The organism is Arthrobacter sp. YC-RL1 (assembly GCF_001454985.1).
Classification (GTDB): Bacteria; Actinomycetota; Actinomycetes; order Actinomycetales; family Micrococcaceae; genus Glutamicibacter; species Glutamicibacter soli.
The window spans coordinates 126,333-146,192 of record NZ_CP013297.1 but is presented as its reverse complement, the minus strand read 5'-3'; the positions used below and the strand labels follow the sequence as shown (position 1 = coordinate 146,192).

15 protein-coding genes are annotated in these 19,860 nt (G+C 57.4%); 6 read left to right on the top strand and 9 right to left on the bottom strand.

Going from position 1 to position 19,860, the window contains the following annotated elements; all coding sequences use genetic code 11:
* Positions 1–20: 20 nt before the first annotated feature.
* Positions 21–344, top strand: coding sequence for a thioredoxin (gene trxA / locus ATC04_RS00690; RefSeq protein ID WP_047120561.1), 324 nt, complete (start codon positions 21–23; stop codon positions 342–344).
* Between the two features lie 133 nt (positions 345–477).
* Here the strand turns inward: trxA and ATC04_RS19130 are convergent, their stop codons facing one another.
* From ATC04_RS19130 to rpmH, 9 genes are all read right to left on the bottom strand, one after another.
* Positions 478–891, bottom strand: coding sequence for a hypothetical protein (locus ATC04_RS19130; protein WP_152666921.1), 414 nt, complete (start codon positions 889–891; stop codon positions 478–480).
* A 5,741-nt stretch (positions 892–6,632) separates the two neighbouring features.
* On the bottom strand, positions 6,633–7,781 hold the full coding sequence (locus ATC04_RS00685) for a ParB/RepB/Spo0J family partition protein (protein WP_047120564.1): 1,149 nt from the start codon (positions 7,779–7,781) through the stop codon (positions 6,633–6,635).
* A 187-nt stretch (positions 7,782–7,968) separates the two neighbouring features.
* Positions 7,969–8,898 carry a ParA family protein gene (locus ATC04_RS00680; RefSeq protein ID WP_082124035.1) on the bottom strand — a complete coding sequence of 310 codons (930 nt, stop codon included), beginning with the start codon at positions 8,896–8,898 and terminating at the stop codon, positions 7,969–7,971.
* Positions 8,899–9,073: 175 nt separating this feature from the next.
* Positions 9,074–9,715, bottom strand: a complete 642-nt coding sequence (gene rsmG / locus ATC04_RS00675; RefSeq protein WP_047120565.1) for a 16S rRNA (guanine(527)-N(7))-methyltransferase RsmG — start codon at positions 9,713–9,715, stop codon at positions 9,074–9,076.
* Positions 9,716–9,760: 45 nt separating this feature from the next.
* The gene (locus ATC04_RS00670) at positions 9,761–10,288 is read right to left on the bottom strand and encodes a R3H domain-containing nucleic acid-binding protein (protein WP_047120566.1); all 528 of its coding nucleotides are present in this window, start codon (positions 10,286–10,288) and stop codon (positions 9,761–9,763) included.
* A 2-nt stretch (positions 10,289–10,290) separates the two neighbouring features.
* On the bottom strand, positions 10,291–11,256 hold the full coding sequence (gene yidC, locus ATC04_RS00665) for a membrane protein insertase YidC (RefSeq protein WP_047120567.1): 966 nt from the start codon (positions 11,254–11,256) through the stop codon (positions 10,291–10,293).
* On the bottom strand, positions 11,256–11,633 hold the full coding sequence (gene yidD / locus ATC04_RS00660) for a membrane protein insertion efficiency factor YidD (protein WP_047120568.1): 378 nt from the start codon (positions 11,631–11,633) through the stop codon (positions 11,256–11,258). The genes yidC and yidD overlap by 1 nt, the downstream gene beginning before the upstream one ends.
* Positions 11,633–11,983 (bottom strand): ribonuclease P protein component, encoded by a 351-nt coding sequence (gene rnpA, locus ATC04_RS18615; protein ID WP_082124036.1) that lies wholly within the window; start codon positions 11,981–11,983, stop codon positions 11,633–11,635. Before rnpA ends, yidD begins: the two co-directional genes overlap by 1 nt.
* A gap of 65 nt (positions 11,984–12,048) precedes the next feature.
* A complete protein-coding gene (gene rpmH, locus ATC04_RS18610; RefSeq protein WP_082124037.1) occupies positions 12,049–12,186 on the bottom strand; it encodes a 50S ribosomal protein L34 in 138 nt (45 codons plus the stop codon).
* A 518-nt stretch (positions 12,187–12,704) separates the two neighbouring features.
* Between rpmH and dnaA the strand changes: the two genes are divergently transcribed.
* The 5 genes from dnaA (at position 12,705) to gyrB (ending at position 19,852) form a co-directional block, all read left to right on the top strand.
* The gene (dnaA, locus tag ATC04_RS00650) at positions 12,705–14,141 is read left to right on the top strand and encodes a chromosomal replication initiator protein DnaA (RefSeq protein ID WP_047120570.1); all 1,437 of its coding nucleotides are present in this window, start codon (positions 12,705–12,707) and stop codon (positions 14,139–14,141) included.
* A gap of 466 nt (positions 14,142–14,607) precedes the next feature.
* Positions 14,608–15,735, top strand: a complete 1,128-nt coding sequence (gene dnaN, locus ATC04_RS00645) for a DNA polymerase III subunit beta (RefSeq protein ID WP_047120571.1) — start codon at positions 14,608–14,610, stop codon at positions 15,733–15,735.
* 55 nt (positions 15,736–15,790) lie between these two features.
* Positions 15,791–16,954, top strand: coding sequence for a DNA replication/repair protein RecF (gene recF / locus ATC04_RS00640; protein WP_047120572.1), 1,164 nt, complete (start codon positions 15,791–15,793; stop codon positions 16,952–16,954).
* Entirely contained in the window at positions 16,947–17,504 is a 558-nt protein-coding gene (locus ATC04_RS00635) for a DciA family protein (protein ID WP_082124088.1), read from the top strand. The genes recF and ATC04_RS00635 overlap by 8 nt, the downstream gene beginning before the upstream one ends.
* Before the next feature lie 344 nt (positions 17,505–17,848).
* Entirely contained in the window at positions 17,849–19,852 is a 2,004-nt protein-coding gene (gyrB, locus tag ATC04_RS00630; RefSeq protein WP_200899427.1) for a DNA topoisomerase (ATP-hydrolyzing) subunit B, read from the top strand.
* Positions 19,853–19,860: the final 8 nt, after the last annotated feature.

The following is a 19,860-nucleotide window of genomic DNA, read 5'->3' as shown; positions in this document are numbered from 1 at the left end:
TCAGAAAGGGGTTGCATCTCATGAGCAACGCTAAAGCAGTTACCGAAGCAACATTCCAGGCAGAGGTTCTGGAATCCGACAAGCCGGTCATCGTGGACTTCTGGGCAGAATGGTGCGGTCCATGCCGCCAGCTCGGCCCGATCCTGGACCAGATCGCTGAAGAGCACGCTGAAAAGGTCACCGTCGTTAAGCTGAACATCGACGAGAACCAGGCACTTTCCGCCAAGTACGGGATTACCTCCATTCCGGCCATGTTCGTGTTCCAGAACGGCGAGCACGTAGCGTCCTCCTTGGGTGCCAAGCCTAAGGCTGTCATCGAGAAGGAATTTGCAGCCTACCTGTAGCCAGTACTCGGCATCTTGAGTGGTGCGGCGGGATTTGTTCCCGCCGCACCACTTTTTTGTTCAAAGGGTTCGCAACTGCCCCTACCTCTTGTTAGAGTCGGCATGGTGTTCGATCCTGGACGCGTTCTGCGCATCATTCCAGATAAACATATTCATGCGATTGTTTTTGATTCAGCGACACCAAAATGTTCGTGGAGCTCGCGTTGGTGTCCTGCCAACTGTTCATAACCGTAAGCGGTTGGGGCAGGCTTTCACCAAAGGCGGCCAGAACTTCATCCGCCAGTTGCGCAGGACGTTCTGGTCGTCGGCTGCGATACTCAGGTAACCGAATCCACGAGAATCGCAATGTTCTGGTCGCGAACCGGCAGGATGCCGATTGCGCTGGATCGGATAGTACTGGAGGCCGCGAGCTATCAATTCCCATCACGTTGAGACGATGCCCCGTCCAGCGACGTGAACGATCCGTATCAATGCCTTCCTGCCGCCATTCCCGGCGGCAATGATCCGAGGCTCCAAGTCCGGCCCGTACACCAGCTAACGACTTCATCCAACCACACTAAGCCGTTGCGCCGGCCTCGACAGCCAACCTGCACCACCCCATATCGCTGGAACACAATTGAAAGAAAGCGGGAACTCTTCAGTCGGCAAGACGAAATCGTTCTGGACCCGGAACTTGTTAACTTTGAGCATGCGCTACCGAAGCTTAGTCATTCATGGCGCGCCCAAGCCTGGAATCCTCAGCGTAATTGCGTCGGTACCTGATGACTCAACGCCGAGTTCACATACTTGGCACCCCGCAGCTCGTCGGACCGAAGATTGCCCGATGCGCCCGTCGAGCGGTGGCAAAGATTTGTTCTGGCCCGGCGACGCGTGCAGAATGCAGGCTTCATCAGCACACAGCATTTTTGGTAAAGACAATTGCCGCCCAAGAGTTCACGGCCGCCCCGAAGTGAAAACTTGCTAGTCCTTCGCTGTTCTCCTCAATAAACGCGAACGCACTTGCATCCCTGGCCAGCGCCCCATGGGGGTTCCGGCACCTGTCGCCAACACCGTTGCAATTCCAGGCTCAACGGCACCCGCATAGCCACCTTGCCGGCACCTTTCATCAATCAATCTATTCAACCGGACGCAAGTTCCTACCTGCTGCTCGAACATAGTCGTCACTGCGAAATATCGAAATCGTCGTTGAGTTCCTCTTCAGCACGCTGGCATACTCGCAGCGACAGTGGTGCAGTTGGAGTAGGTGGATTCGTTCGCTGTACTAATTCACGGCTCACTGCTGAAAGGCGTTTCTAGCCATTGGCATGGCATTCATGCTCGCGAATACCACCCATTCCTCTCTGCAGCCCAGGCGTGTGGCTTTACGCCGCCAGGAGGTAGTTCAAGGTTGTCCTGCGTTCTGCGACTCGTAGACTGGGCTGCAGATACGCGTTTCTTCGGATACTGCCCACTCCCCTGATTGACGCTCGCACTTCGCATCATTCACATATTTCAAGTGTTCGCAGGAGCGGGTCGAATGCATCTGTGCGTGTTGACCGGACCCCTTTTCGTTCCCACCGACAGGCCATTCCCCATGTACTGTTTCACGTGAAACATGATCGCGCACGATACCCTATTGGTGCATGAGGCCTACACTCGACGAAGCTGCTTCCGTGGATCTGTTTCACGTGAAACATGAGTCGAAACAGACCGGTGCTACAGCACTGGTGATGTTCCACGTGAAACTTCGCGCCGAGGGCTAGCCTGCACTGGCACTTCGCCGCGTTGTTTCACGTGAAACATGCTCTGCTCCCAACAACGACAGAGAGCCTGCGTTCGGAACAGTGGCCAGTGCCGAGCAGCGCGAGTGAATGCCACGGGGATTAGGAGTGGCCCGGCGAAGGTCAACCGCTCCCCCGATCCCTTAAAGAAGGGTGTCGAGACGGACTGCATGTGCAAACCGCGCCGGGGACGCCCCACAAGCTTCACGTACTGCGCAGGCAAAATCACGAGCCCCAACTCCGTCCCGCTACCGACATTCAAAGACATCGTTTCAGGGGCAGTCCATCGGCCCCTGAAGGCTACGCAGCCGCCGGCAAGCTGCTGGGTCCCTCCTCACGCCTTGCCGTCGGGTGCAGTCGCCAATACCACCGCAGCTGCGAAGACGTCGCGGAGCCAGCCGCATGGTGGCTTGCAGATCCCTTGCATAGCAGAGGGCAACCAGCTTACAGTCATTGGTGGCCGCTCGGAAAGATCCAATCTTATGACCTCCGGTGAGCAAGACCGTTCAGTGTGGAAGCATTCGTCCCACGGACTTGACCTACCGTACACAGCCGAAGCCAGCCGCATGGACCATAGGTACCGTCTACTCCTTGAAGCAGAATTCCCCTATCTTTGACCGAACCAAAAAATGATGCCGAATCGAATGGAATCCGGAAATTACCCGCAGGAATAACAACGGAGAGCTCCACGTAGGTCGACTTCCGCAGCAGCTGCCTCAGCTTGCCTGTGTGCCTTTCTGCCGGCATTTCAGACTCCATTGCCAGTGGAACAGCTGCTGAAGCACTCAGGCGTCGCAGATCGCTCTTCACGAGCCTGTGCGTGCGACAAGGAACATTGAGGGCAAAACTATTGAGCACGAACGGGATACGTTGGGGTTCAAATATGCATGGCAAGTAGATCCGATCTAGACCGTTCTGGCTTCGTTCCTTCTGTTCATAGTCCATCTCAAATCAGCACCCGCCTGGCCACCGAAGCTCATATCTAAAGTCGTTCCCCGACCCAACATCAAGATTCGGTGGCATCACTTTCGTATTAGAAACTGCCAAACTCAAGAACGAACCCGTACAAGCAATGCGATCGGCACCACGTTGCAGTCTTCATGGCCTTTTCCTCGAAGAAGCATGGGCACGATAATTATCGAGTCGGGCGAATTCAGCAGGCGATGCCCGCTCGACGATCCGGGCAATTGATAGGTCTCCACCCGGAATCACTTTAGCGGCAATCATGCACTGCACATTCTGGTTTTAGGTTGGGCAGCAGTACGTAAAGCAAACCTCGAGTGGCCGATAGTAGAACTCGCTCTGACCGATTCAGAGGCAGGATTAAACCAAGGCGCCAGTTCTTCCCCCGCGATTCAGTTGGCTGAATGCGGTCGGAAACTTCGTGGCCAGAACTTGGTAGAGTTCGTACCTCCAGATGCCTGGACATTCGCGGACACGTTGAATGACAGCCCGAAGAAGATCGGCCATCTCATTTCCAGGATTCTCGTCGTTTCCCTTCAGCAACTGAAGAATCAATTTCCTTCGGTGGGGCATCATTCATCGGGTGGCAACCAATATGCGTTCATGCTTCCGGCTCAATGGAAGATGCACATCATTTCCATTCTTCGGGGCCACTATCGCAAGCATCAACGCCATCTTCAGGGCAGAGGTAATCCTCTATCGACGGATTCGCGAAGTGGCAAAGTTGCACGCGGAAATCCGACATACAGCGCATCGCAACACACCTGATAGACCAAAAGCATTAAATTAGCAAAAGGACGTCCTTGAATTACACATCGCAATCTATCAGAGCTCTTGGTTCTGTTAATACCAGATTATTTGGTGTTCACGGATAGGAATCCAACCCCGAAAATACACAGATGAACTTCTGGAGGTCCTTTGCTTCAGCAGTCTCTACGGATGTGCACCGCAACGCTTGGCTGCTCAGGAATTGAACATGGCGCAGGCTCTACTACCAGCGTGCGTGGGAAAGGATCCCGCTGGCGCGGACGAGAGATTGCATACGTTGAGCAGCTGGCGGTGCTTAATGACGCTTGCAATTACCCCGTCGGGTAATTGTATGAGGTGCAGAATGCGTCGAGGTGATCGTGCCAGACTACTCTCCCCCTTCTGCCGGTATATTCCTCCTGAACTTCCTTCAATATGTAGGAGCAACGCCGCTACGCACGGTGTTGTACACACCAAGTACGGCAGATGCTGCTGTAGGTGATTCACTTTGAAGATCGTGTTCACCCGTGTCGTAGTTGCATCAATACCCGATCAGGCTGACCTTCTCTGCATCCAGGGCGAACGTTTCCAGCGAATAGGTTGCCTCTAGCCGGGGAGAGTTTTGGAGACGTACTCATGGCCGAGAGGACCAGTCTCTCTACTGCGTCGACGCTAGCTTCGTAGTTCACTGTAGGGACCTATCCTCCGGGAAGAATCCAGAAGACTCTACTCATCTAGAAATTGACCGTTGTGGTTGTGCAGCTAGAATTTCCGCTTGTGTTGATGCCAATTTGATCTTCATCCGTGGCCCGATTGCGTCGAATTGAACATGAAACTGGGCAGCCCAAAGCAGGGTGAATAATCGGAGGTTTAGGAGCCACCGCTATTCCAATTCAGTGCCGCCTGCCAGGTCACCGCGCCGGCAGGCGGCACCGAGAACGCATCCCGCCAGTTCGATGCCCCGTCTGGAATGCCGCACCGGGTGCCCCGACTTTGCCCGTTTCTTCGGGGGCAGGATTTCCAAGTTGGCGTCAACCTGGCCGACTTCTTTGTGGAGTGTGCGCTAATCCAGTTACGTGAACACGCTCTTGTGCTCGTTGCGGCCAAGGAATAAGAACTGTCGGTACACCATTCTCCCTGTCAGCTCCGTCCACTCGTCCCAGCCGCTTGAGGCAACATTGGCCGCATTCAGGACTTCGGCGGCACTATTGCGGGACACCGCGAGCCGACACGATGTGGCGTCCCGGGAGCCCCTCGACCTGAAGCTGGAGTATTCGCTTCGCTTTGTTCTTTTATGGCATTGGCAACGGCTTCTTCCACCACACATCCAGTTGCAAGGCGGGGAGGAATTTTTGCATGGCGGCGCTGGAAGAGTATAACGCGGCATCCGGCAGGTGGTTCTCGAAGAGTCGAATATTCGGCACGGTCCCAAGAATCTCCGTAGTCAGTTCTGCGCCATCTTAGTGGTGAATTGGAACAGCGTCAGCGATACCCAGAATTGATTGAATCAGACGATCCCCTAGCGCCTTCCAGCTGAGCGACAACGCCGGGGGCGACGTATAAGGGCGGCGACACCATGCTGCGCGCCTCAGGAGGCCTCTGAGAGCCCCTGGAGCGCCTCAGGGGCGGGGTAGAGCCATATAGCGGGCCTGAGAGGCGCTGTGTACGGTTCTAGCGGCCAGCAGGGACGATCTTGGCAGCAACTTATCCGAGCTTCACTACATGGCAACGGTGCCATAGGTGAAAGATTGGTCCGGGCACCCACATTCATTGCCAGTGACGCTGTAATTCCCAGATTTATCGCTCTGGTCAATCGACGAGCCAACCGTAGCCACTCTCCCTTGGCTGATCCGAGCTAAATATCTTTCATGCGGGCCGGCGCTCCAATGGCAGTTGGGACTTCATCCAAGGACTCTGTTGTTGATCCACAGACTTTGTTGCCAGCTACAGTGCGCTCTTCGATTCCCCCGCTGCGGACTGATGTTTGACGGAAAATCCAGTGCGAGGAACAGCATCTGTTTAGGTCCGGATGGCAGGCCTCAAGCATAGTCCATGCAACTAAGCGCCCCAAGGAAAAAGTCCTGCACCATCGACACTGAACGTGCCCGCATCGCCGCTCCGATAGTTAGGACAGATTCGGACAGGTGCAGTGAATCAGGCTCGGCACGAGAAGCATGTTCGACTCTATGGTGATGCTGTTTGCCCTTGGCAGCATCTAAGAATTATTCGTGGCCATGTTCGCAGGTATCCCCCAATGCAGTACACCATTCGCAAGATCATGCTCTTCGAGCTATCCGAGTCGTGGGTGCGGACCGATTCGCCGGATTGGTCTCCGGAAACAAACTGGGTAATGACATAACGTTCGCACTAGCCATCAACAATGGAAACAAGTAGCCCCGGACTGCGCCCGATACCTCAGCTTCAGGATCAGCATTATTGCCCAAGCGGTCTATTGGCCAATAGGATTGTTGTGACCGCAGTATCCGGAGTTTTGCGTGTGACAATTGCATTGTCCGCTGTAGCAACTACCAGGGTCGGTTCCGGTCCATCATGTCCACTGCTCCGAAGGTCAAAGGAAGCGTTCCCAGATACCTTGGCAATGCGTCCTCTTGAGTCCTGGATTTGTAGTGCATTTTCTTATCGATCCGGGTGTTGAAGCAGGAATTTCAAATCAATCGTCCATCGTCTCGTCTCCCCAAATCAGTCCCTTCGACAAGTCGAGAGGTGTTTCACGTGAAACACGGCTCGTGCGAAACGCAGTTAAGGCAAGCAGGGTGCATGTTTCACGTGAAACATGCACCCTGAAGGGATGGGACTATTAGGATTTCATATTCGGATCGAGAACTTCCATGATTCGATTCAAATCTTCGACAGAGGCGAATTCGATACTGACCTTGCCTTTGCGACTGCCCAGCTGGATCTTGACGTTTGTATCGAGCCTGTCTGCAAGTGATGTCGCGATAAAGTCGAGCCTCTCATTCCGCTGCGCCTCGCGTACCTTCCGCCCCTTAGGTTTTGGCTTGTCATCGCTCAGGGCAACTGCTTCTTCGGTGGCGCGCACAGACAGGCCTTCGTTAATAATGCGCTGGGCGAGCTGCTCAATCGCCTCGTTATTGGAAAGCCCAAGAAGAGCGCGGGCATGACCTGCAGAAAGCACACCGGCGGCAACACGACGCTGCACCAGTGCCGGTAGCTTCATGAGGCGGATCGTATTGGAAATCTGCGATCGAGAGCGCCCGATTCGATCCGAAAGCACTTCTTGAGTGCAATTGAACTCTTCAAGTAGCTGTGCGTATGCAGCCGCTTCTTCCAAGGGGTTGAGTTGCGAACGATGCAAGTTCTCCAAAAGTGCGTCGCGCAGGAGATCCGTATCTTGCGTATCCCGAATGATCGCAGGAATTGTCGAAAGTCCTGCTTCCTGGGTTGCCCGCCAACGGCGTTCACCCATAACCAGCTCATATGGTGCGTCGTTCTTTTCACGAGACGGACGCACGACGATAGGTTGCAAGAGACCGATTTCGCGGATCGAGTGGATGAGCTCATCCATATGTTCTTGGTCGAAATTGGTACGCGGCTGCTTGCGGTTCGGATGGATAAGCTTGACGTCAAGCTCGGCGAACTGTGCTCCAGGAACATCGACGAGCCCGTCAGTTTCAACCTCGACAATGGGTTCCGCGGGCTTCGGCTTGGTCGACGCAACCGTGGAAGTGAGTCCCGGCATAGTTGCTCGCGCCTTCTTGCCGGAACGCGATGGAGTGCTTGTAGACGCCGGAGAGGAGGATTTTCTCCCCGGTTCGAAGAACATGTCTACGGGGCGAGCTGGTTTGGCTTTAGACGGCGGAGGGGTCGTTTCCGGCGACGTTGTTTCACGTGAAACATCCGTTTTTTCTTCTGGAGCCGTCGCTGCTGGCGAGCTGGAAATCAGCGCACCTAGTCCCCTGCCCAAGCCACGTTTCTTCTCGGCCATTTGATGCACGCCCTTTCGTCCAGAATCTCAGCCCACGACTAGTCTACTGTTACCTGCGATAGGAGTTGGGACGCGTTGCACTAGTAATCCGGGTGTTTCCATCACTTCCGGAATTTGGTACAAATAATCCGCCTTAAACAACCAAAAGAAGAAGTTTTCCTTCTCTTCGTTGCTGAAATGCTTCGAGCTAGGCTTTGACTCCACGGTCAGCTATTTCCTGTGCTGCCTCCGAGTACGAAAGAGCTCCTGTGGAGTTCGGATCGTATGTGATCACGGTCTGCTGGTAGCTTGGCGCCTCGGAAATTCGAACTGAACGAGGAATCACGGCCTGGAGCACCTGCTCGGGGAAATGCTCGCGAACTTCGTTAGCAACTTGAGCGGCCAGGTTGGTTCGTCCGTCGTACATGGTCAGCAAGATGGTTGATACTGTCAGTCGGGAGTTCAGGTGTTTCTGAATCATCTCGATGTTCTTCAGCAACTGGCTCAGGCCTTCCAGGGCGTAGTACTCGCACTGGATCGGGATCAGGACCTCGCGTGCTGCAACGAAAGCATTGACTGTCAGCAGTCCGAGGCTCGGCGGGCAGTCGATGAACACGTAGTCCAGACGCGGCTGTCCCAAGCGCTGTCGGGTACGCGCGTAGTCGTCTAATGCGCGTTGCAGACGCTGTTCGCGGGCTACGAGGGAAACGAGCTCGATTTCTGCGCCTGCCAGGTGGATGGTAGCGGGCGCAACCTGAAGCGAAGGCAGATCAGGGCAAGTAGCTACCACATCTGCCAGCGGTACGTCGTTAATCAGAACGTCGTAGATGCTGTCTACCTCGGCGTGGTGCTCAATGCCCAGCGCGGTCGAGGCGTTGCCCTGCGGATCGATGTCGATCACCAGGACATTCAAACCTCCCTTGGCCAATGCAGCAGCCAAGTTGACGGTCGTAGTTGTCTTTCCTACGCCACCTTTTTGGTTTGAGATAGTGAAGTATCGGGTCTTGTCAGGCTTGGGCACCTTACGGGCCTCCAAAGCTTCGCGTCGACGATGTTCGCTCGCCAGCTGGCTAGCTAACGGCGAGGAAGAGTCGTTGAAGTCAAAAGCGCTGCTCGACGAATCCTTGGTCTTAGACAAGGTTAAACTCCTCCTCATGGAATGATGCAGTCGCACTTTCTGACTGTCATCGACAATGTTTCACGTGAAACATTCAAAACAAGTCTTTAAGTTTGCAATCAGCTTTTTATGTCGAATGCCTTCAACATAACCGCGTCTGGCGCACCTAGAGCTGTTTCAAGCCTAACTCGTTGGACTAGCCAACCTTGATACGAACCACCGTAGTAGGTTCGGCGAGGAGTCCTTCCCCGATCACCATAACTTCGGTTTCCTTACCGCCCAGCTTGCGGATGGCCTTCGAAGCCTTGTCGATTTCCTCGGCGGCAGAGCGGCCCTTGATGGCGATGAGCTCGCCCTCACCGTGCAGCAATGGAATCGTCAGTCCGGCAAGATTAGTCAGCGCCGAGACAGCGCGTGCGGTCACGTACCGGGCATTGACGACGTCTACCATCTGCTCGGCGCGGCCACGCATGACGGTGACGTTGGTCAGGCCCAAGTCATCGATGACTTCGGAAAGCCAGATGCAGCGGCGCTCCAGGGGCTCGATCAGCGTCAGGTTCAGGTCCGGGCGGGCGATGGCCAAGCAGAGCCCTGGCAGGCCGGCACCGGAGCCCACATCGGCTACCTCGGCGTCCTTCTCCATGACCGACTCGATGACCGCGCAGTTGAGTACGTGACGGGACCAAAGGCGGGGCACCTCACGCGGGCCGAGCAGGCCGCGCTCGATGCCGGAGGTAGCCAGATGCTCTACATAGCGCTTGGCAAGATCAAGACGGTCCCCGAAGATCTTTTCGGCGGCGAGCGTCTCTTCTGGGTTGAGGCTGAGGTCCTCAGTCATTGCATGGTCCTTTGGTTGTTCACGTACGCTTTCGGCCGGCGCGGATTAGTTGTCCAGCATTGACACAACGATGTGCCGGCGACCCGACTCACCCTCGGATTCGGAGTGCAGTCCAGCGTCGGCAATGACGTCGTGGACCAGCTTGCGCTCATAGGCGCTCATCGGCTGCAGGTGGACGTCCTCACCGGTCTCTCGGGCCTTGTGAATCGCTTCGTCGGCGATGGCATGCAACTGCTCGGCTCGATCCGAACGGTAACCGGCGATGTCCAGAACCAGCCGCGAACGCTCTCCGGTAGCGTTTAGGACAGCCAGGCGGGTAAGTTCCTGAAGTGCGTCCAGGACTTCGCCATCCTTGCCGACAAGGCTGCTCAGATCGGCGCCTTCTTCCTCAGTCACGATGGAGATGTACGTGCGGCCACCGCGGATTTCGATGTCGATGTCGCCATCGAGGTCCGCGATATCCAGGAGCTCCTCAAGGTAGTCGGCGGCGACGTCGCCCTCGTCCAGAACTTCCTGTTCGGAATCGACCTGGTTTTCCAGATCGTTCACTTCAATGTTTTCGGCTGCAGTCATGGCTATTTCTTCTTCCGGCGGTTCTTACGCTGCGGCTGCTCGCGCTGGCCCTTAGGCTGCTCGATGACGGGCTGCTCAGCTTCTGCGTTCTTCTTCTGGCCAACTGGTGGCAGGCCCTTGGCGGCGCGTCGGGCGTTGAGCTCACGCTCTGCCTCGGAACCCGGAGTCGGGTTGTTGTGGATGACCCAGTACTGCTGGCCGAGGGTCCACAGGTTGGTGGCGGTCCAGTAGATCAGCACACCGATTGGGAAGTTGATGCCGCCGATGCCGAAGACCAGTGGCAGGATGTACAGCATCATCTTCTGCTGCTGCATGAACGGGCCCTGCAGGGCTTCTGCGCTCATGTTCTTGGTCATCAGCTGGCGCTGGGTGAAGAACTGGGAAGCGATCATGGCAAGGATCATGATCACGGCGACGATAACGACGGCCCAGTTGGTGTTGCCGGAGTTGAAGGTGCCCAAGAACGTCTCGGACAGTGGCGCGCCGAAGATGGTTGCTGCGTCGAAGCTGCGGATATTCTCAACCGACAGGGCGCCGACGGACTGTCCGGACTCGCTTGCATGGGAGGCGTTGTTCAGCACGCGGAACAGCGCGAAGAAGAACGGCATCTGGATCAGTAGCGGGAGGCAGGAAGACAGCGGGTTGGTCTTGTGCTTCTTGAACAGCGCCTGCTGCTCCTGCACCATGGCCTGACGCGACATCTGGTCGGTCTTGCCCTTGTATTTTGCCTGCAGCTTCTTCAAATCCGGCTGCAGGGCCTGCATAGCGCGCTGCGACTTGATCTGCTTGACGAATACCGGAATCAGCAGGGTACGGATCAGCAGCACGAGGAAGATGATGGACAGAGTCCAGGTGACACCCGAGTCGGGATTCATGCCGATGAGCGTGAACAGTTCGTGGAAAGCCCACAGAACCCAAGACACCGCATACGTAAACGGAGTCAATATCGTGTCTAGGAAGTTGTTCATCAGAGGTCGCGCTCCTTGCGGCCGCTATCCGCGGCGTCTTCATCGTCGGGAATCACAGGATGATTCAAAACTATGATCCTCGGCAGTTTACCTTCTGGCCAAATCCTCGGTCCCTCAGGAACGTGGTCGACGCCTCCGTGGGACCACGGATTGCACCGGAGGATCCGCCATGCGGTTAGCCCGACACCTTTAACGACGCCGTGCTGGGTGACTGCTTCGAGCCCATAGGCAGAACAGCTGGGGAAATATCTGCACACATCGCCGTACAACGGCGAAATGATTTTTCGGTAGATCTTGAGCAAGCCGATCAGGATATTGCGTGGAATGTCGATGACGAACCACAACACTCCTGTGCGGGGTGCTGAATCTTTGCGCATCAGCGTGCCTCGGTCTTTCGAACTGCCGAGGCAAATGCCGAGGAAACCTGCGAATGGAGTTCGTCCCAGGAGATTTCTGCAGCTCCAGGGAGCGCACGTACGACGATGTCCAGATTTCCATCCGCACGCCGAAGCTCATGGGCTATTTCGCGCATTCTCCGCTTGGCAAGGTTCCTTTTAACGGCAATACCTACAGCCTTGGACACAATGAATCCAAACCTGTCCCCCGATTCTTCATCAATCCGGGGTCGTGCATATAGCACGACGTTCCGGCGTCCGCTTCGGACGCCGGAACGTACAGTGGCTGTAAGGTCCTGCGCTAGGCGCAGTCGCTGATTCTTTGGCAACATGAGATTTCTTCGTGACTCTTAGCCGAGTCCAGGAAAACTACGCTGCCAAGAGCTGTGTCGCAAATTTATGCGGACAGCTCGCTGCGACCCTTGCTGCGGCGTGCCGACAGGATGGCACGACCCGCACGGGTACGCATACGAAGGCGGAAACCGTGCTTCTTGGCACGACGACGGTTGTTTGGCTGAAAAGTCCGCTTGCTCACGGTGATACTCCAAGACGTTTAGTGATACGCCCTACCCGTTGCTAGCTAGCTGGATAACAACTTGATGGCGCACATTTATTTTTTGAAAAACGCGAGGTTCGGCGGGCTCTTCTAAAACTGAGCAGGTCGCAAAACGCACGCATAGGACTAAATAACAATAGAAAAAACTGCGCGACAGGTCAAATTGGCGCACCTGTAGCTCCCCGTTTGATCTAACAGGGCAGTGCCTGTGAATAATCTACCCCAAACTTGTGGATTATTGGTGGACTCAACGAAAGAAAGTTCACATCCAAACGCGTACTTCCACGTCATCCTGTGCTTGAAAACGCTTGATTTCAAGGGAAAAGTAGATTTCCACAACCAAAACTCCGAGTTTTTCCACCGAGCTGTGCATAACCATGTGGATGACGGATAGAATCAAGGGGGATGATGCCGATTCGGCACCACCTTAGACACCCATTCACGGGGTGTTAAGTGACCAAGATTGCATTAATTCGACGGAAAGCGGGGCGCCCTTAGTGAGCAGCGACGAAACCAATAGCATTGGTAGCTCATGGCGCCAGGTAATCCGGAAGATCGAGGACGACGACCGAGTCAAGGCCCGCCACCGCGCCTTCGTCTCCTTGGCCAAGCCTCAAGGATTGATCGGGACCACCCTGCTGGTCGCTGTGCCCAACGACTTGACCCGAGACATGCTGCAGACCCAGCTCCGAGAGCCGCTGGATGATGCACTGCGGGCAGTCTTCCAGGACGATATCCGCTGCGCCGTCAGCGTCGATCTGTCGTTGTCCGATGAATTGGAAGCCGAAGAGCCCGAAGTTCAAACAGCTCCGGCAACACCACCAGCGGTGACTGAAGCCCCAGGTCCGCGCCCGCAGCCGGCACCGCAGCCCACTCCCCCATCGAACTCGCAGGAATTCGGCCGTCTGAACCCGAAGTACATTTTCGACACTTTTGTCATCGGCTCATCGAACCGATTCGCCCATGCTGCCGCCGTCGCAGTAGCCGAGGCACCGGCCAAGGCGTACAACCCCTTGTTCATCTACGGCGACTCCGGACTGGGCAAAACCCACCTGCTGCATGCAATTGGGCATTACGCTCGCCACCTCTACAAGGGCATTCGTGTGCGCTACGTGAATTCAGAGGAGTTCACCAACGACTTCATCAACTCCATCCGCGATGACGAAGGCGCCAGCTTCAAGCAGACTTACCGCAACGTCGACATCCTGCTGATCGACGATATCCAGTTCTTGGCAAACAAGGACGCCACCCAGGAAGAGTTCTTCCATACGTTCAACGCCCTGCACAACCACAACAAGCAGGTTGTGATCACGTCGGACCTTCCGCCCAAGCAACTTCAGGGCTTCGAAGACCGCATGCGTTCGCGTTTCGAGTGGGGCCTGCTGACCGATATCCAACCGCCTGAGTTGGAAACCCGTATTGCGATTCTGCGCAAGAAGGCCGATGCGGAGAATCTATCCGCGCCCAGCGATGTCATGGAATACATTGCTTCGCGCATCTCAACCAATATCCGCGAGCTCGAAGGCGCCCTCATCCGTGTCACCGCCTTCGCGTCGCTGAACAATCAGCCGGTCGACCTGGCCCTAGCGGAAACCGTGCTCAAGGATCTGATCAGCGACGACGGCGCGCAGGAAATTACGCCCTCGACCATCATCAAGCAGACCGCTGAGTACTTCGGGCTGAGCATTGAAGAACTGAACAGCAAGTCGCGTACCCGCACGCTGGTCACCGCGCGGCAGATCGCCATGTACCTGCTGCGTGAACTGACCGAGATGTCCTTGCCGAAGATCGGTGCGGAACTTGGCGGGCGCGACCACACCACCGTGATCCACGCTGACCGCAAAATCCGTGAATTGATGGCCGAGAGACGCGCGATCTTCAACCAGGTGACGGAATTGACAAACCGTATTAAGCAGAGCCAGCGGGAGCATTAAAAGCTGAAATCACAGGTGTGGATAAATCTGTGGAAGATCTGGTGACGATCTGCGCATAAGTACGGCATCGCATGTGGACGACAGAAATCATGGAACTGAGTTTCAACAAGCGCATGGAACTCAGTGTCAGCTTCAATCACATCTTGTTCACATGCACAATCTGCACCAGATCTGACGCTATGGCGGTTATCCACAGTATCCACAAGGGTTATTAACACTTCTACCTTTAAGACCTATTCATCCAAATAACGAGTCCACTCCCCGCCCAGGACTTCGGAACTGTGCAGAACCCAAATTTTTGTTGGCTGTTCCACACTTTGACCCCTTCGCTGCGACAGCGTCGGAGGGACGTGGCAAAATTATTTGCAGAGAACGTGCAACTACCTGATCTATGCTTAAGAACTTGGCGGGAAACTACCTTCTTGGCCTGACTTAAGACTTATGGGTTTCGAAAGGCGGATTTTTCGTGAAGTTCAGCGTTGAAAAGGATGTTTTGGCAGACGCCGTATCTTGGACCGCCCGGTCCTTGGCGCAGCGGCCCCCTTCGCCTGTATTGGCTGGCATTCTGATCACTACCCACGAGGGCATCGTTCGCCTTGAGGGATTCGATTACGAAATTTCGTCCCACATCGAGATTCCAGCGGACATCTCCGAGCAGGGATCTATCCTGGTCTCCGGCAAGCTGCTGGCAGAGATCACTCGTTCACTTCCGAATTCCACGGTCACCCTCGAAACCGAGGGTTCGAAGATTTCCCTGACCTGCGGCCGTTCGCGCTTCCATCTGGCCACCATGCCAGTTGATGAATACCCGACCTTGCCGGCCTTGCCTGAAATCGCAGGCACCATCGACGGACAGGCATTCGCCGAAGCCGTTTCGCAGGTCATCGTGGCCGCATCGAAGGATGACACCCTCCCGGTGCTGACCGGTATCAAGGTTGAAATCGAAAACGATCTCATCACCTTCCTAGCCACCGACCGCTACCGTCTGGCCATGCGCGAGCTGAACTGGACTCCAAACCAGTCGGAAATCTCGACTTCGTTCCTGATCAAGGCCAAAACCCTCAGCGAGGTTGCCAAGACCCTCTCAAGCTCAGGTGAGCTCAAGCTGGCCATCAGCCAGAATGGCGAAATGATCGGCTTTGAAAGCACGAACCGTCGCACCACGTCGCTGTTGATTAACGGCGAATACCCGAAGATCCGTTCGCTGTTCCCTAGCGACACCCCAATCCATGCCACCGTGCGAACCAGTGAATTGATCGAGGCCGTACGCCGTGTCTCCGTCGTTGCCGAACGCAATACCCCGGTACGCATGGCATTCACCGACGGCCAGCTGACCTTGGACGCCGGCACCGGAGAGGATGCACAGGCGGAAGAAGCCATTGTCGCCGCCCTGCGGGGTGAAGACATTGTGGTGGCGTTCAACCCGACCTTCCTTTCCGAGGGCCTGAACTCCTTCAACACTGATTTCGTTCGTTTCTCCTTCACCAGCGCACCCAAGCCGGCCATGTTGACAGGCCAGGAAAAGCTGGACGAAGAGGATCAGGACCAGTACCGCTACCTGGTCATGCCAGTTCGACTGCCGAACTCCAACTAGCAAATTCTCGGTGGGCGGCAACTGCCGCCCACCGCTTCTTCCTGTCAGGATTCCGGTGTATATCTCGCAGCTTTCCCTCACGAGCTTCCGCTCGTATGCGCAAGCCGACGTGCACCTTGTTCCCGGAATCAACGTCCTGGTGGGGCCGAACGGCGTGGGCAAGACCAACATCGTCGAATCCATCGGTTATCTGGCAAATCTTGCTTCCCATCGGGTCAGCAACGATGCTCCGCTCTTGAATTTCGGCGCCGACCGCGCGTTGATCCGAGGCACGTTGCATCGCGGAAACCAGCAAACGCAGCTCGAGGTGGAGATCACCAGCGGGAAGATCAACCGCGCGCGCATCAACCGGGCGAATCCGGTGCGTGCCCGGGAAATCCTTGGCATGGTTCGCACGGTGCTGTTCGCACCGGAAGATCTTGCGTTGATCAAGGGCGACCCATCGAACCGCCGCCGTTTCCTCGATGAACTGCTGGTGGCCCTGCGCCCGGTCGAGGCCGGAACCAAAAACGACTACGAACGCATCGTGAAACAGCGCAACGCGCTGCTCAAGTCGATCCGCGGCAAGTCCAAGCTGACTGCCTCGCAGGAAAATACGCTGCAGGCGTGGGATCTGCAACTGGCAGCCTGCGGAGCGCGGCTGATCCGCGGAAGGCTGAACGTCCTGTCGCTGTTGCGCCCCTACATGCAGGCCGCCTATGCGGATCTTGCAGACGGCGCGAAGGAAGCCAGCGCGGTATACCGTTCGTCGCTCGAAGGCGAAGTGGAAGATGCCAGCCTGCCGGCCCGGGACCTCGAATCCCTGGACCAAGAGGAAATCCAGGATCTGCTGCTGTCTGCGATCGAAGCGAACCGCTCCCGCGAGCTGGACCGCGGCATTTCCCTGTTCGGACCGCACCGAGACGATCTGGTCCTCACCCTCGGCGCGGCGCCGGCCAAGGGGTACGCCTCGCACGGTGAAACCTGGTCCTTTGCGTTGTCGCTGCGTCTGGCTGCCTACCGGGTCTTCGGCGACGACGACCCCCGTCCGGGCTCCGGGCCGATCCTGATCCTTGACGACGTGTTCGCCGAGCTGGATGCAACGCGCCGCAACCGCTTGGCCCATATTGTCGCCGGAGCCGAACAGGTGCTGGTCACCGCTGCCGTGGTGGAAGACGTTCCCGAGGCCTTGAAGGGGCATTTCTTCCAGGTCTCCCCTGGGCAGGTTGTCGATGCCTAGCCACAACTTCGACGACGAGCATCGCTTGGATCCGGAAATCGACGCCGCCAAGGCGTTGCTCAACCGAATGCGCAAGCTCGCCGAGGAGCGCGGCGATTCGCGTCTGGACGCGGCCCGCATGGCCAAGGTGCGCAAACGCCAGCTCTCCCGCAATACGCTGGGGTCCGCCAAGAAAACCACGGACGAGGACGCTCCTCGCGACCCGAGGTCCATCGGCGCAGTGGTGGCCAGGATGTCCAAATCCCGGGGCTGGAGCACCCAGGTGGCCGTCGGATCGGTGCTCGGCCGCTGGAACGAGCTGGTCGGCGAAAACATCGCCAAGCACTGCCGCCCCGAGTCGTTCGAGGACACCGTGGTCGTGGTGCGCTGCGATTCCACGTCCTGGGCGACCCAGCTGAGGCTGCTGAGCCACCAGCTGCTGAAGAAATTCGATGCCGAGCTCGGCCCCGGCATCGTGACAGTGATCCGGGTGCTCGGTCCGAATGCCCCGACGTGGCGCCACGGCTCGAGATCGGTGGCCGGCCGCGGCCCCCGGGACACCTACGGCTAGAAATGCTGGCATGGCATATGGCGGTCTAACGCACCTCCCGGCTGGATCCCCCCTCAGATGATCACTCAAACTCGCTCAGATGGTCGATTCTGTGCCTTCTGCGGCTGATTTAGGCCACAGAATCCCCGATAATTTTGCTATAGGCGGTAGAATTAGGGGTAGTGAATTGACTGTGCCGTGGGTTAACCCGCGTCTAGGTCGCTCCAGACCAAGATCGCTGAACGCGTCCGGGCTCGGACCGCGCATGGTGGTCGCGCGCCAAATTCGAGGAGTTCGTAGCACCCGTGTCTACCGAAAACGCTTCACCGCAGGAACCGGACAACATCCCAGTACCTGCTGAATCGATGACTTCCAAAGTCGAGCACACATACGGCGCCCAGGATATTACCGTCCTCGAAGGACTCGAAGCGGTACGCAAACGCCCGGGCATGTACATCGGTTCCACCGGCCCCCGCGGCCTGCACCACCTGGTTTATGAAGTCGTTGACAACTCCGTCGATGAGGCGCTGGCCGGCTACTGCGACACCATCAACATCACCCTGCAGGCCGACGGCGGCGTACGCTGCGAAGACAACGGCCGCGGCATTCCCGTGGACATCCACCCCACCGAGGGTAAGCCCACCGTCGAGGTCGTCATGACCATCCTGCACGCCGGCGGCAAGTTCGGCGGCGGCGGCTACGCGGTTTCCGGCGGCCTGCACGGCGTGGGCATCTCCGTGGTCAACGCGCTGTCCCGCAAGGTCGACACCGTGGTCCGCCGGCAGGGCCATGCCTGGCGCATCGGCTACTCCAACGGCGGGCACACCACCACTCCGCTGACCCAGGGCGAGGCCACCGAGCAGACCGGCACCACCCAGACGTTCTATCCGGATCCGGAAATCTTCGACACCATCGACTTCGACTTCGAGACCCTGCGCGCCCGCTTCCAGCAGATGGCGTTCCTGAACAAGGGCCTGCGCATCACCCTCACCGACGAGCGCGTGCCGGAGGTCGCCGAGCCGGAGGCCGAGGTCGAAGAGGAGATCGAGAACCAGGTCGTCAAGCCGCGCCGCGTCGACTACCTCTACAAGGACGGCCTGCTGGACTACGTCAAGCACCTGAACGCCGCCAAGAAAGTCGAGCTGGTCCACGACGAGGTCATCGCCTTCGAAGCGGAGGACACCACCCGCGGCATCAGCCTGGAAATCGCCATGCAGTGGACCACCGCCTACGCGGAGTCGGTGCACACCTACGCGAACACCATCAACACCCATGAGGGCGGAACCCACGAAGAGGGCTTCCGCGCCGCGCTAACCAGCCTGCTCAACCGCTACGCGCGCGAGAACAAGATCCTGCGCGAAAAGGACGACAACCTCACCGGCGACGACGTGCGCGAAGGCCTGACCGCGGTGCTCTCCGTGAAGCTTTCCGAGCCGCAGTTCGAAGGCCAGACCAAAACCAAGCTGGGCAACTCGATGGCCCGCGGCTTCGTGCAGGGTGTGGTCAACGACGAGCTCGGCGACTGGTTCGGCCGCAACCCGAACATCGCCAAGGACATCATCCGCAAGGCGCAGCTGGCGTCCCAGGCCCGCATGGCCGCGCGCAAGGCCCGCGACAACGCGCGCCGCAAGTCCCCCATGGAATCCTTCGGCATGCCCGGCAAGCTCTCGGACTGCTCCTCGAAGAACCCAATCGAGTGCGAAGTGTTCATCGTGGAGGGCGACTCCGCAGGCGGCTCGGCCAAGCGCGGACGCAACCCGCATACCCAGGCGATCCTGCCGCTGCGCGGCAAGATCCTGAACGTTGAACGCGCCCGCCTGGACCGCGCGCTGGGCAACGCCGAGGTACAGGCGATGATCACCGCCTTCGGCACCGGCATCGGCGAAGAATTCGACATGTCCAAGCTGCGCTACCACAAGATCGTGCTGATGGCCGATGCGGACGTGGACGGCCAGCACATCACCACGCTGCTGCTGACCCTGATCTTCCGCTTCATGCGCCCGCTGATCGAGCAGGGCTACGTCTTCCTGGCCAGCCCGCCGCTGTACCGCATCAAGTGGTCCAATGCCCCGCACGACTACGTGTACACCGACAAGGAACGCGACGCAGCCCTGGTCGCCGGCGCCGCCGCCAACAAGCGCCTGCCGAAGGAAAACGGGATCCAGCGCTACAAGGGCCTGGGCGAGATGGACTACTCCGAGCTGTGGGACACCACCATGGACCCGGACCGCCGCACGCTGCGCCAGGTCACCATGGATGATGCCGCCGCCGCGGACGAGATTTTCTCCGTGTTGATGGGCGAGGACGTCGAGTCCCGCCGCAACTTCATCCAGCAGAACGCGAAGGACGTCCGCTTCCTGGATATCTAGGCGATACC